The 13,599-nt window shown below is 63.3% G+C and carries 7 protein-coding genes and 1 rRNA gene; all 8 read left to right on the plus strand.

All coding sequences use genetic code 11. The features are described from left to right. Positions 1 to 191: 191 nt before the first annotated feature. Entirely contained in the window at positions 192 to 2,741 is a 2,550-nt protein-coding gene (locus tag BMZ79_RS19625; protein WP_090642665.1) for a U32 family peptidase, read from the plus strand. Between the two features lie 217 nt (positions 2,742 to 2,958). Continuing rightward, positions 2,959 to 4,737, plus strand: coding sequence for an AfsR/SARP family transcriptional regulator (locus tag BMZ79_RS19630; protein ID WP_090642666.1), 1,779 nt, complete (start codon positions 2,959 to 2,961; stop codon positions 4,735 to 4,737). Beyond that, positions 4,728 to 6,893: an ATP-binding SpoIIE family protein phosphatase gene (locus tag BMZ79_RS19635; RefSeq protein ID WP_090642668.1), complete on the plus strand. Its 2,166-nt coding sequence runs from the start codon at positions 4,728 to 4,730 to the stop codon at positions 6,891 to 6,893. The genes BMZ79_RS19630 and BMZ79_RS19635 overlap by 10 nt, the downstream gene beginning before the upstream one ends. Positions 6,894 to 6,910: 17 nt before the next feature. Continuing rightward, positions 6,911 to 7,279 carry an STAS domain-containing protein gene (locus tag BMZ79_RS19640; protein WP_256252865.1) on the plus strand — a complete coding sequence of 123 codons (369 nt, stop codon included), beginning with the start codon at positions 6,911 to 6,913 and terminating at the stop codon, positions 7,277 to 7,279. 41 nt (positions 7,280 to 7,320) lie between these two features. After that, positions 7,321 to 8,034 (plus strand): heptaprenylglyceryl phosphate synthase, encoded by a 714-nt coding sequence (locus tag BMZ79_RS19645; RefSeq protein ID WP_090642669.1) that lies wholly within the window; start codon positions 7,321 to 7,323, stop codon positions 8,032 to 8,034. Positions 8,035 to 8,555: 521 nt separating this feature from the next. After that, on the plus strand, positions 8,556 to 10,877 hold the full coding sequence (pcrA, locus tag BMZ79_RS19650) for a DNA helicase PcrA (protein ID WP_090642671.1): 2,322 nt from the start codon (positions 8,556 to 8,558) through the stop codon (positions 10,875 to 10,877). 35 nt (positions 10,878 to 10,912) lie between these two features. Next, a complete protein-coding gene (ligA, locus tag BMZ79_RS19655; protein WP_256252869.1) occupies positions 10,913 to 12,955 on the plus strand; it encodes an NAD-dependent DNA ligase LigA in 2,043 nt (680 codons plus the stop codon). A 359-nt stretch (positions 12,956 to 13,314) separates the two neighbouring features. Further along, positions 13,315 to 13,599 (plus strand): 16S ribosomal RNA (locus BMZ79_RS19660); the annotation flags it as partial.

A 13,599-nucleotide genomic window follows, 5' to 3' on the forward strand; every position in this document is an offset into this window, starting at 1 on the left:
GCGTTCGCTTACGAAGCGCCGCTACGCACCGTGTTCGATTCGGCGCGCAGCGGCGCTTGCTTTTTTCGCCGAGCGGCGAAGGAATCGCGTCCCCAGCCGTTTCCTCCCTGCCGGCGGCTTTTGTTTAGACGCCCGCTCTGGTACACTTACAATAAATAAGCGAATTGAAAGATAGGATGGCGGAAGTAAAGATGACAACGATCAAACGGCAAGACGTCGAGCTGCTGGCGCCGGCCGGCGACTGGGATTGCATGCGGGCGGCCGTGGCGAACGGGGCCGACGCCATATTTTTCGGCGCGGAGAAGTTCAACGCGCGGGCGCGGGCGAACAATTTCCAGACGGACGAGCTGCCGGAAATCATGGCGTTCCTGCATAGCTACGGCGTGAAAGGATTTTTGACGTTTAATATATTGGTCTTCGAAAACGAATTGGAAGACGCGAAGCGGCTCATGGAAGCCTGCATCGACGCGGGCGTCGACGCGGTCATCGTCCAGGACCTCGGACTCGTGAAGCTGATCCGCGAGCTGTCGCCGGATTTCCCGATCCACGGCTCCACGCAGATGACGATCACGTCCCCGGAAGCGGTGGAATTCACGAAACCGTTCGACATCGAGCGGGTCGTGCTCGGCCGCGAAAACAACTTGAAGCAAATCAAGACGATCGGCGAGCAGGCGAAGCTGCCGATGGAAGTGTTCGTGCACGGCGCGCTCTGCGTGTCGTACTCGGGGCAATGCCTCACCTCCGAAATGTGGGGCGGGCGCTCCGCGAACCGCGGCGAATGCGCGCAGGCGTGCCGCTTGCCGTACGACCTCATGGTGGACGGCGAACAGAAGCCGATGGGCGACGTGGCGTACCTGCTTTCGCCGAAGGATCTGGCGGCCGTCGAGCTCGTGCCCGAGCTGATCGAAGCGGGCGTCTCCTCGTTCAAGATCGAAGGACGCCTGAAGAGCCCCGAATACGTCGCGAACGTGGTCGGCAAGTACCGCCGCGCGATCGACAAGTATTTCGACGGCGACCGCTCCGCCCCGTCCAAGGAAGAGATCCGCGAGCTGCAGCAAAGCTTCTCCCGCGGCTTCACGACCGGCTTCCTGGAAGGCACGAACAACAAGAAGCTCGTGGAAGGCACGTTTCCGAAGAGCCGCGGCGTCTACCTCGGCCGCGTCGAGCGCGTGCTGCGCGACGCCGTCGTCTGCCGCGTCGAGGCGCCGCTGAAGCGCGGGGACGGCATCGTCTTCGACGCCGGCGATCCGACGAAGAAGGAAGAGGGCGGCCGCGTCTACGACCTGCGCCGCCAGGGCGTCAAGCTGGAGGGCGAAGCCCAGGAAGGCACGGTGCTGGAGCTGGTGCCGGGCCGCAACGACATCGATCTGCGCCGCGTGCACGTCGGCGACCGGATCTGGAAGACGAGCGATCCCGCGCTCGACAAGCGGCTGCGCGCGACGTTCGAGACGGAGAAGCCGTATCGCGTCTTCCCGCTGCGCGTCGAAGTCGAAGGCGCGGAAGGGCAGCCGCTCCGCACGCGCTGGACCGATGTCGAGAAGGGGAATTCGGTCGAGGTGCTGTCGGAGCTGCCGCTCGAGCATGCCTCGAAGCGGCCGATGGACGAAGCGCTGCTGCGGGAGCAGTTCGGCCGGCTCGGCGGCACGGTGTATCAGCTCGAGACGCTCGACGTGCAGCTGAGCGGCGATCTCATCGTGCCGATGCGCGAGCTGAACCGGATGCGGCGCGAGGCCGCGGAAGCGCTGGCGGGCGAACGGCCGAAGCCGCCCGCGTACATCAAGCGCGACGTCGACGCTTACGCGGACGCGCGGGGCGGCCTTGCCGCCGCGGGCGCTGCCGGGGGCGAGGCTTCGCCTGCCGCCGCGGCGGATGAGGCGGGCGCCAAGCTCACGTTGCTGTGCCGGAGCTTGGCGCAGCTGGAAGCGGCGGTGCGCAATGAACGCGTCGGCATGGTCTATGCCGATTTCGAGTTCATCAAGCAGTTTCCCGCCGCGATGGCCTTGGCGCGGAGCGCGGGCAAGCCGATCGCGCTGGCGACGCCGCGGATCCATATGCCGGGCGAGAACGGGTACCACGCCAACATTTTGAAGCTGAAGCCGGACGCGGTGCTCGTCCGCAACACGGGCGCGCTGTATTACTACCTCCGCGCCAAAGCGGCGAACCCGCTCGAGCCGTTCCCGCGGTTGATCGGCGATTTCTCGCTGAACGTGGCCAATCACAAGGCTTCGGATCTGTTCCTGGACGCGGGCTGCGACGTCATTACGCCGTCGTACGACCTGAACGTGCAGCAAATGCTCGACCTGCTGCGAAGCAGCGACGCGTCGCGCACCGAGGTGGTCATCCACCAGCATCTGCCGATGTTCCATACCGAGCACTGCGTCTACTGCACGTTCATGAGCGAAGGAACGGATTACACGAACTGCGGCCGTCCGTGCGAGGAACACCGCGCGTCGCTGCAGGACCGGATCGGCATGTCCCACCCCGTCCGGGTCGACGAAGGCTGCCGGAACACGGTGTACAACGCCATCGAGCAGTCCGGCGCGGAGTACATGGTTCAATTCCGGGATTTGGGCGTTCATCATTTCCGGATCGAATTCTTGGAAGAAACGGCCGATAAGGTCGAAGAGGTCATCGAGCTGTACAGCGCGGCGCTCGCCGGCCGCATCGGCGGCACGCAGGTGTGGCGCAGCCTGAAGGCGATCAATCAGCTGGGCGTCACGAGAGGCCAGCTGGCGAAATAGCACGACGCATGCGAGAGACCTGCGGACCAGGTCTCTCCTTTTGCATATAGGCGTCCGCGCACTTGCACAAATCTAGCCAGATCGGGCGACGCAAGAGGATTTCGCGGACCTCGGGGCGAATAGTAGCAACTATTAGCGCCGGGAATGAGCCGTTCGACGGATTGCCATCGACGCGATGCCCGGACGGCGAATAAAGGAAGCGCGGTGAGGGTGCCCAATGAATCAGAAAAACAAACGAGCCTCGCAGCAGGATCAATGGCTGGGTCACGTGATGAAAGCCGAACAAACGATACTGGACGGCCAGATGCTGCCGATCGGGCAGCTGCTGGCCATTCCGGCCGATATACGCATGAAATCGCCGCTTTTGCTGCGCGCGGAATGCGAGAACGGGCTGCTGAACGGGCGGCTGATGGAGACGAAGCAGCGGTTGGAAGCCGCGCTGCGCGGCTTCGCGGCGCAAGCGGACGAATCCGCCATGCTGACGATGATGGCCATGCTCGGCCTGCTGCACGTGCAGGTCGGGGACCGGCACGAGTCGAAGCCGTTCCTGTCGCTGCTCGCGCAGGAATGGGCGCGCAACCCGGAGAGCTGCAGCGGCTTCGTGCCGTGGGCGCTCGCGCGGGCGGCCGCGGGCGGCGCGGAGCCGGCTTCCCGGTTCGACGAGGCGCGGTGCTTGCTGTTCGCGGCCGCGGAACGCTTCCGGGAAGAAGGGCGGGCGCTGTGGGCGGGCTTCGTGCTGCTGGACGCGCTGCTGTTCGACCGCGAGGCGCGGGCCAATCCGGAGTGGCCGTTTTGGATCAATTGGCTGAAACGGCATACGGCCGAGCAGCCGCTCGCCGCGGCGGTCGCGCGCCTGCTGGGGAGCGGGACGCCCGATGCCGGGCTCTGCGCCGACATGCCGGTCCGGTACGCCTACCTCGGCAAGGCGGTGCTGCTGAACCGGGCGGAAGAGCAGCTGCCGGAGGAGCTTGCCGACGATATCGAGAGCGGCTTGTACGCCGCGTCGGCCGCAATCCGGCGGCTGCTCGCGGAAGGCAACGCGGGCGCGGCGGCGATCGCCCTGCGGTCGTTCGACCGCCAGCGCCGGCTGTTGTCGACGCCGGAGCTCGAGCGGCTCGCGGGCGAGCTGCGGGAGCGGCTCGATGCGGCGATCGCCGACCCGGTCCCGGCTGGCTTGACGGAATCCGGAGCGGATCGCGGCCTGGCGCCGCGGCAGGCGCCAGGCCGCGACGAAGGCGGCGAGGCGCAGAGCGCGGCGAAATGGACGATCAAGCTGTTCGACGGCATCGGCTTCAGCGCCGGGAACGGGCCGATGGCCGAGCCGGTCTGGAAGCGGCGGAAAGCCGGCGAGCTGTTCGTCTATCTGCTGCTGCAATCGGGCTACAAGAGCAACCGCGAGCACGTGGTCGAGCGGGTATTCGGCGAAGGCGACGCGGCGAAGCGCTCCAATCAGCTGTACGTCACGCTGCACGATCTGCGTTCGGCGCTCAAGGAGATCGGCTTTCAGGACGATGCCGTCTACGCCAAGCGGGGCGTCGTCGGCATCGCCGAGCACGCGGTGGAGGCCGTGGACGTCGAGACGTTCATGACCCTGTCGCGCGTCGGCGACCAGCTCTGGATGGACGACCGGGAAGCGGCGTCGCGCCTGTACGACAAGGCGCTTCCGCTCTACGGCATGCTCGCCACGGAGCTGCCGCACGCGGAATGGCTGGATCGAACGCGAGAGCAGCTGCTGGACCGGCAGACGACGATGCTGAAGCGGCTCGCGGCGTATTACGGCGAGCAAGGCGACGAGGCGCGCGAGGAGCAGCGGGTCTCGGATTGGATCGCGCTGCGGCCTAACCAAGAGGACGCGTACGAGGCGATGATCCGGCTTTGCCTGCGCGGCGGCCGGCGCGTCGAAGCGATCGGCTGGTACCGGCGCCTCGAGCGCATCTGCCGGGAGGAGCTCGGCACCGAGCCGCTCGAGGAAGTCAGGCAGCTGCTATGGAGCTGACGGCCAAGCGGCCCAAGCCGGCCGCTTACCACAACGGGATGCTGCTCAACCGCCTATTCGCCGTTTATTTGGTCACGATGCTGGCCGGCGTGGTTATTTTGCAGGCGGAGTCGCTGCTGGCCTCCCATTTCGAAAACATGTTTCCGTTCCCGCTCGTCATCGTCAGCCTGGGCGCGCTCATCCTGGCCTTCGCGCTGCTGATCGCGTCCGCGATCCGGCTGAGGCCGGTGTTCGGCGTGCTGCAGATCGGCCTCGGCCGGGAGGACGAGCCAAGCAAAGAGAGCCAGACCAACACGGCGCTGTTTCGGCTGTATCGGCTCCCGTACGAACTGCTCGGCGGCATCTTTCTGTTCGGCCTGCTGTTTTCGCTGACGTTTCACGGCTACGACATTTTGCGGAACCTTCTCGACGAGAACGCGGACGGCCTGCGGCTGCTCGGCACGGTGGTGGGCGAGCAGGGTTTATTCATCTTCATCGCGATCGTGCTGTTCACTTCCGTGCGGCGAATCCTGCGTCCCGTGCTGATGCGCCTGCAGCCGCTGCCGAGCGGGTTCGACGGGCGGGCGTCCGTCGCGCAGCCGCTGGTCATTACGTACACGTGCACGTTCATCGTCACGATTCTGAGCCTGCTGCAGCTGGCCATCGTCACCGCGCGGCCGCATCAGGCGATGGACCCGTACAAATTTGGCATCATCGCGCTGTTTTATTTTATAATGGGGTTAAGCTTATTCAGCTACGTGACGATGCAATTCCGGCAGGAGCTGCGGGGATTGGTCCGCGGCATCCGGGGCCTCGTCGGGGGCTACGGGCTCCCGCTGCACGAAGCGGGGCCGATTCTGCACGACGAAGCGGGGGAGCTCGCCATCGCGTACCGGGAGCTTCAAACCCGGATCAACCGGGAATACGAATCGCTGGAACGCGAGCTGAAGCTGGCCTACAACGTGCAGCAGAAGCTGCTGCCGCCCGGCGACTTGACCATCGGCGCTTACCGGATCACGGCGCGCTGCCAGTCCTACCGGGAGGTGGGCGGGGATTTCTTCGACGTGGTTTCGCTCGGTCCGAGCCGCTTCGCGATCATGATCGGCGACGTATCCGGCAAAGGCTTGCCCGCGGCGCTGCTCATGTCCGCCCAACTGCTCGTCTTTCGCTCGGAGATCCGCCGCAACGGCAGCCCCTCCGAGGTGCTCGCGCGCATGAACCGGCAGCTGTGCGAAGCGATGGGCGAGGAGGGCTCCGTGACGATCGGCGTCGGCGTCATCGACCTGACCAACAACCAGGTGCAGTACGCGAGCGCGGGGCATCTGTCCCCGTACGTCGTCGCCAAGGACGGCCGCTTCAGGGCGGTGGACTGCAGTTCGTTGCCGATCGGCATCGACCCGGAAGCATCGTACGACGAAATCAGCCTGCAGCTCGAGGACGGCGACCGCTTCCTGCTGTACACGGACGGTTTGATCGAAGCCGTGAACCGGCAAGGGGACATGTACAGCTTCGACGGCTTGGAAGCCGAGATCGCGACCTGGGAGCCCGCCGCGGACATCGCCGACGTCGTCGACGATTGGCTCGCCCGCATGGACAAGGAAAGCGGCCCCGGGCAGGACGACCGGACGGTCGTCGTGCTGGAGCTGGCCGGCGAATACCGGAGCGTGCTCGCGAAGCTGAATTTGGCTTCGGGCGAGCAGGGCGCCGCGGCCAGCGCGTTCGACAACCCGTTCATGTCGCGGGAGTGGTCGCTGCGCAGCAAGCTCGGCGACGAACGCCTCATCGCGCTGAAGCTCGGCGATTGGATCGCGGAGCGCTGGCCGGAGTGCGACATTCGCGAAGACGTGCAAACCGCGGTCTGCGAAGCGATGATTAACGCCATTGAACACGGCAACAAGCTGCAGCCGAACAAATACGTGACGCTCATCGCCCAAATCGGCGGCATGCTGGCGGTCTGCCGCGTGTACGACGAAGGCGGGGGCTACTTCCCGCGTCTCTCCCGGGACGAGGACGAAATGCGCAAGAAGCTGGAATCCGAGGATCCCCGCGGCTGGGGGCTCGTCATGATCGACACGCTCGCCGATTATTGGACGACGGGCCGAGACGAGCGCGGGTTTTACACCGAGCTGTATTTCATGCGCAAATCGACGGAAGCGGCGGAAGGGCAGCCGATATAGAAAGGGAGTGGAACCGAGTGGCGGAACAACCGTTCATGATGCATACGCGCAAGTTTCCGAACGGCATGGTGCTCGAATTGAGCGGCGATCTGACCAAGTCGGCGGAAGCCAAGCTGATCGCGGGCTTGGAGCAGGAAACGGAGCTGGGACGCGGAATCCGCTTTCTGGCGCTGGATTTATCGAAGGTGGTCTATATCAATAGCGGCGGCATGGCCGTGCTGATCCGGCTGGCCCGCATGGGGAGCAAGGCGGGCGTTCATACGTTCTCCTGGGGTGTCACGCCCCACTACGAGAAGCTGTTCCGCATGGTCGGCCTGACGGAATACATGATGATTTACCCGAACGAATTCGCGGTGATGCAGCGCATCGAGGCGCTTAATCTTTAACGCTGCGAACGAATGGACGCGACACGACGATGGAGGCTGACATGGACCGGCAAACGGCGATTTACAAACAATGGCGGCACGCGTTCAAGCTCGACCCCGACCGGGAGATCGACGACGACCGGCTGGACGCGATCTGCATGTCCGGCACGGACGCCGTCATCGTGGGCGGCTCGACGGGCGTGACCTTCGACAACACGGTGGACCTCATGTCGCGCATCCGGCGCTACGAGGTGCCATGCGCGCTGGAGGTATCCAGCGAGGAAGCGGCCGTGCCCGGCTTCGACCACTATTTCGTGCCGCTCGTGCTGAACACGGACCGCTCGGAATGGACGACGGGCCGTCAGACCGGCGCGCTTCGCAAATTCGGCGCGTTCATCCCGTGGGAGGAGACGTCGGCGGAGGGCTACCTGATTTTGAACGGGGACGCCGAGGCCGCCAAGCTGACGGGCGCGCGTTCGTCCCTCGACGCGGAAACCGTGACGGCGCATCTCTATATGGCGGACAGGCTCATGCGGCTCCCCATCATTTATTTGGAGTACAGCGGAGTGTTCGGCGACATGGCGCTCGTCAAGCGCGCGGCGAGGCTGACGACGGGGGCGCGGATTTTTTACGGCGGGGGCATCGACGGCCCCGAGAAGGCGCGGTTGGCCGCGGAGGCGGCGCATACCGTCATTGTCGGCAACGTGATCTACGATGATCTGGCGGCGGCGCTCTCGACGGTCGCGGCGGTGGCGGACGTGCCGCCCGTCGGCTAGAGACGAGAAGACGCACACAATTTACGGCTGTGAAAACGAGCGGGCTTTCGTTTTTCATGGCCGTTTTTCGTTGTTGCGGATGAATGCTTAATCCGAACCTTTTCCCTAGCATGCATAGCATGGCCGCCGAAAGTTTGTGCGGTGGTTTCCCTGGATGGAGACCTCTGCAACGAATCCCCGGATGAATTGAACCCCATACGGGATGTCCATTCCCCGGATGCAAGATCCGCCCCCAACCCGGGCTGTTCTTGCCCGGATGCAAGATCCGCCCCCAAAATCCCGGGCGGTTCTTGCCCTGGATGCAAGATTTGCCCCCAAGAATCCCGGGCGGTTCTTGCCCTGGATGCAAGATCCGACCCCAAACCCCGGGCGGTTCTTGCCCTGGATGCAAGATCCGGCCCCAAACCCCGGGCGGTTCTTGCATCCCTACCCATCCAATTCTAATTGACACGGTCCGAGCGGTTGTCTAGACTGGAAATAGGCGAACAAAGGCGAACAAAGCAAAGGAGTTTTCATTCATTATGACCAATGATTTCAGCATCGATCAGGCTGTCGGCAGGCTGAATCCGCCGCAGCGCGCGGCCGTTCAGGCGACGGAAGGGCCGCTGCTTATCATGGCGGGGGCGGGAAGCGGCAAGACGCGCGTGCTGACGCACCGCATCGCCTATTTGCTCGAGAAGAGACGCGTAGCGCCGTGGAGCATCCTGGCGATTACCTTTACGAATAAAGCGGCACGGGAAATGCAGCAGCGGGTCGGCGTCCTCGTCGGGCCGACCGCGCAGGATATTTGGGTGTCCACGTTCCACTCGATGTGCGTGCGGATTTTGCGCCGCGACATCGGACGGATCGGGTTCACGAACAGCTTCTCCATCCTGGATTCCGCCGACCAGCTGTCGGTCATCCGGACGTGCATGAAGGAGCTCAACATCGACACGAAGAAGTTCGAGCCGAAGAGCGTGCAGGCGGCGCTCGGCGGAGCCAAGAACGAATTGATCTCGCCGGAGCAGTTGGAGCTCAAGATCGGGGATTATTTCGACGGCATCGTCTCCAAGGTGTATACCCTCTACCAGAAGAAGCTGAAGAGCAACAATTCCCTCGACTTCGACGACCTGATCATGAAGACCATCCAACTGTTCAAGGACGAACCGGACGTGCTGGCCTTCTATCAGAACAAATTCCGCTACATTCACGTCGACGAATACCAGGATACGAACCGCGCGCAGTACATGCTGTGCAAAATGCTCGCCGACAAGCATCACAACATTTGCGTCGTCGGCGACAGCGACCAGTCGATTTATCGCTGGCGCGGCGCGGACATCACGAATATTTTGAATTTCGAGGAAGACTATCCGGAGGCGAAGACGATTCTGCTCGAGCAGAACTATCGCTCCACGTCGAATATTTTGAACGCGGCGAACGCCGTGATCAAGCTGAACACCGGCCGCAAGGACAAGAAGCTGTGGACGGATCAGGGCGAGGGCGAGTCGATCACGGTGTACCAGGCGGACACCGAGCACGACGAAGGCTATTTCGTCACGGGCCAGATCCGGCAGCAAGTGAACAAAGGGAAGAAATTCGCCGATCACGCCATTCTGTACCGGACGAACGCCCAGTCGCGGGTCATCGAGGAAACGCTCATCAAATCCGATATTCCGTACCAAATCGTCGGCGGCGTGAAGTTCTACGACCGCAAAGAGATCAAGGACCTGCTCGCGTACCTGCGGCTGATCTCCAATCCGGACGACGACATCAGCTTCCAGCGGATCGTCAACGTGCCGAAGCGGGGCATCGGCGACACGACGGTGGGCAAGCTGCTCGACGAAGCGGGGCTTCGCGGCGTGTCCGTCTTTCATTTGTTGGAGCAGCTGGACTGGCTCGACGTGACGGGACGGGCGCGCGCGGCGCTCGCGGAGTTCCGGGAGATCATTCTTAACCTGACGCGGATGGTGGAATACTTGTCCGTGACGGAGCTGACCGAGAAAATCCTCGAGCTTAGCGGCTACCGCGAGGAGCTGGAACGCGAGAACACGCTGGAATCGAAAGCGCGTCTCGAAAACATCGAGGAGTTCCTGTCCGTGACGCAGGACTTCGAGAAGCGCAACGAGGACAAGTCGCTCGTCTCGTTCTTGACGGACCTTGCGCTCATCGCCGACATTGACACGATGGACGCGGAGGAGCCGGAAGGCGGCGTGAAGGACGCCGTCGTCCTGATGACGATGCACAGCGCCAAAGGTCTGGAATTCCCGATCGTGTTCATCATCGGGATGGAGGAAGGCGTCTTTCCGCACAGCCGCGCGCTGAACGACAACGACGAGCTCGAGGAGGAACGCCGCCTCGCGTACGTGGGCATTACCCGCGCGGAGAAGCAGCTGTTCCTGACCTGCGCGCGGACGCGGACGCTGTTCGGCCGGACGAACGCCAACATGGCGTCGCGCTTCCTGAAGGAAGTGCCGGACGAGCTGAAGAACGACGCGTCCGCGGTCGGGCGCGGACGCCCGGCCGGCGGCGGCTTCGGCGGCACCCGCGCGAGCGCTCCGGGGGCATCCGGCGGCGGCTTCGGTTACCGCAGCGGCGCCGCGGCTTCCGGGCCGCGCCCGGGCGCGCCCGCGGGCAGCGGCGGCGTGCGCGTGACCACGCCGGCCGACGCCGCGCGCGGCGGTGCGGGAGGCGCGGCAGCCGGCGATTTCGCCGCGGGCGACAAGGTCTCCCACGGCAAATGGGGCATCGGCACGGTCGTGTCCGTCCGCGGGACGGGGAGCGACAAGGAACTTCAGATCGCGTTCCCGGCCCCGGTGGGGCTGAAGAAGCTGCTGGCCAGCTTCGCGCCGATCACGAAAGTATAACGAACGCAGTATCGAGAATGAGAGGGAGGACGTCAATGACGATCGCGATGGAACCGGGACAAAACGCCGATCCGGCTAAGCTGGCGCGCATGCGCGAGCTGGTCGACCTGCTCGCGCTCCACAACCATAATTATTACACGCTCGATCGGCCGACGATCAGCGACAAGGAATACGACGCGCTCTACGACGAGCTCGTTCAGCTGGAGCAGCTTACCGGCACGGTGGACCCGGATTCGCCGACGCAACGCGTGGGCGGCGAGATTTTGAAAGGCTTCGAGCCTCACCGCCACCTGTCGCGGTTATGGAGCCTCGACAAGGCGCAGGACGCCGAGGATCTGATCGCCTGGAACGCGCGCGTGCGCAAAGCGATCGCGGATTACAACGCCAAGAATCCGGAAGCGGAGCCGCTGCCCGAACCGAGCTATGTCGTCGAGCTGAAGTTCGACGGCCTCACGCTGAACCTGACCTATGACGGCGGCAAGCTCGTGCAGGCGTCCACGCGCGGCAACGGCGTCGTCGGAGAAGGCATTCTGGCGCAAGTCAAGACGATCCGTTCCATCCCGCTCGTCATCCCGTATACCGGTCTGATCGAGGTGCAGGGCGAAGGCATCATGAACCTGTCGGTGCTGGAGGCCTACAACCGGACGGCGGCGGAGCCGCTCAAGAACGCGCGCAACGCCGCCGCCGGCGCGCTGCGCAACCAGAACCCGCGAATCACAGCGGAGCGGAAGCTGAACGCATTCTTCTATAATGTCGGCTATGCGCAGGGCCTCTCGTTCGAGACCCATCAAGAGATGATTCAGTTTCTAAAAGATAACCGCTTTAAGATCAACGCGTACACCACCTACTGTTCGACGATCGAAGAGGTGCAGGCGGAGCTGGAGCGGGTAGCCGAAGGCCGCCACGAGCATGATTTCCTGATCGACGGCGCCGTCGTGAAGCTGACGGACATGCGCACGCGCGAGACGCTGGGCTACACCGACAAATTCCCGCGCTGGGCGGTCGCCTATAAGTTCGAGGCCGAGGAGACGACGACGGTGCTGGAATCCGTCTCGTGGGAGGTCGGCCGCACGGGTAAAATCACGCCGGTGGCGCGGGTGGAGCCCGTCGATCTCGCCGGCGTGACGGTCCAAAACTGCACGCTCAACAACATCGGCGACATCGAACGCAAGAATCTCAAGTTCGCGTTGGGGACGCATGTCTTCATTCGCCGTTCCAACGACGTCATTCCGGAGATATTGGGCAAAGCGGACGACGAGCCGGGCGGGGAAATCGTCGCGCCGACGACGTGCCCGTCCTGCGGCACGCCGCTCGAGCTTCGGGGCGCGCACCTGTTCTGCGGCAACAAGCTGGGCTGCCGGCCGCAGACGGTCGGCCGCATCACGCACTTCTCCTCGCGCGACGCGATGGATATCGAATCCTTCAGCATCATGACGGCGGAGCAGCTGTTCGACGAATGCGAGGTGCGCGATCCGGCGGATCTGTACGAGCTGACGTACGATGACTTGATCGGGCTCGACCGCTTCGGCGACCGCAAGGCCCGCAAGCTGCTCGAGGCGCTGGAGAAGTCCAAGGACCGCGATTTGGCCGCGTTTTTGTTCGCGCTCGGCATCCCGAACACGGGCAAAGCGACGACGAAAATGCTCGCGGACCATTTCGGCAGCCTGGCCGGCGTCCGCGCCGCGGAGATCGAGGAGCTGGTAGGCTTGCCCGACGTCGGCGGCATCGTGGCCGAGAGCATCTATACTTATTTCCGGGACCCCGTCGTCGCGGAGAGCCTCGACCGGATGTTGGCGCTAGGCGTTAAAGCGCAAGGCGAGCAAGCGGCGCCGGCGCGGACCGACAGCGTGTTCAGCGGCAAGACCGTCGTGCTCACGGGCACCCTGTCCGCCATGACGCGCGACGAAGCGGCGAAGAAGCTCGAAGCGCTGGGCGCCAAGATAAGCGGCAGCGTCTCGAAGAAGACCGACTTCGTCATCGCGGGCGAGAGCGCCGGCAGCAAGCTGACCAAAGCGCGCGATCTGGGCGTGACGGTCATCGAGGACGAGCAAGAGCTGCTTCGTTTGCTGGGCGATTAATTCAAGGCGGGAGCCGCGCGCTAACCTTCAAGCATCGCGCGCGGTTCTTGTCATTTTTTACAAGTTGTAATCGCATCGGCGATGTGATAAATTACTTCTTGTCGCTTTTGAGGCGGACGGCAGCAACGAATGAGTGCTTTCGACAAGAAAGTAAAAAAGATGTTGACGAACGGTGAGAAAGCTGGTAACATATCGTCTTGTGGCCGCGAGAAGCGGGCGCGACGAACAAGTTCTTTGAAAACTGAACATATGGATCACGTCAGAATCCAACAATGCTTTAAACGAACGGCATGGCCGTTTCGTACAAGCTAGCAAGTAATGAGCTAACAAGCTTATTCTATACAATGGCTTCGGCCACTTTTATGGAGAGTTTGATCCTGGCTCAGGACGAACGCTGGCGGCGTGCCTAATACATGCAAGTCGAGCGGAGTTATTCCTTCGGGGATAGCTTAGCGGCGGACGGGTGAGTAACACGTAGGCAACCTGCCTGCAAGACCGGGATAACATTCGGAAACGAATGCTAATACCGGATACGCAGTTTCCTCGCATGGGGAGACTGGGAAAGACGGCGCAAGCTGTCACTTGCAGATGGGCCTGCGGTGCATTAGCTAGTTGGCGAGGTAACGGCTCACCAAGGCGACGAT

The sequence above is a fragment of the Paenibacillus sp. UNC496MF genome (genome assembly GCF_900113915.1).
In the GTDB taxonomy this organism is placed as follows: Bacteria; Bacillota; Bacilli; order Paenibacillales; family Paenibacillaceae; genus Paenibacillus_Z; species Paenibacillus_Z artemisiicola.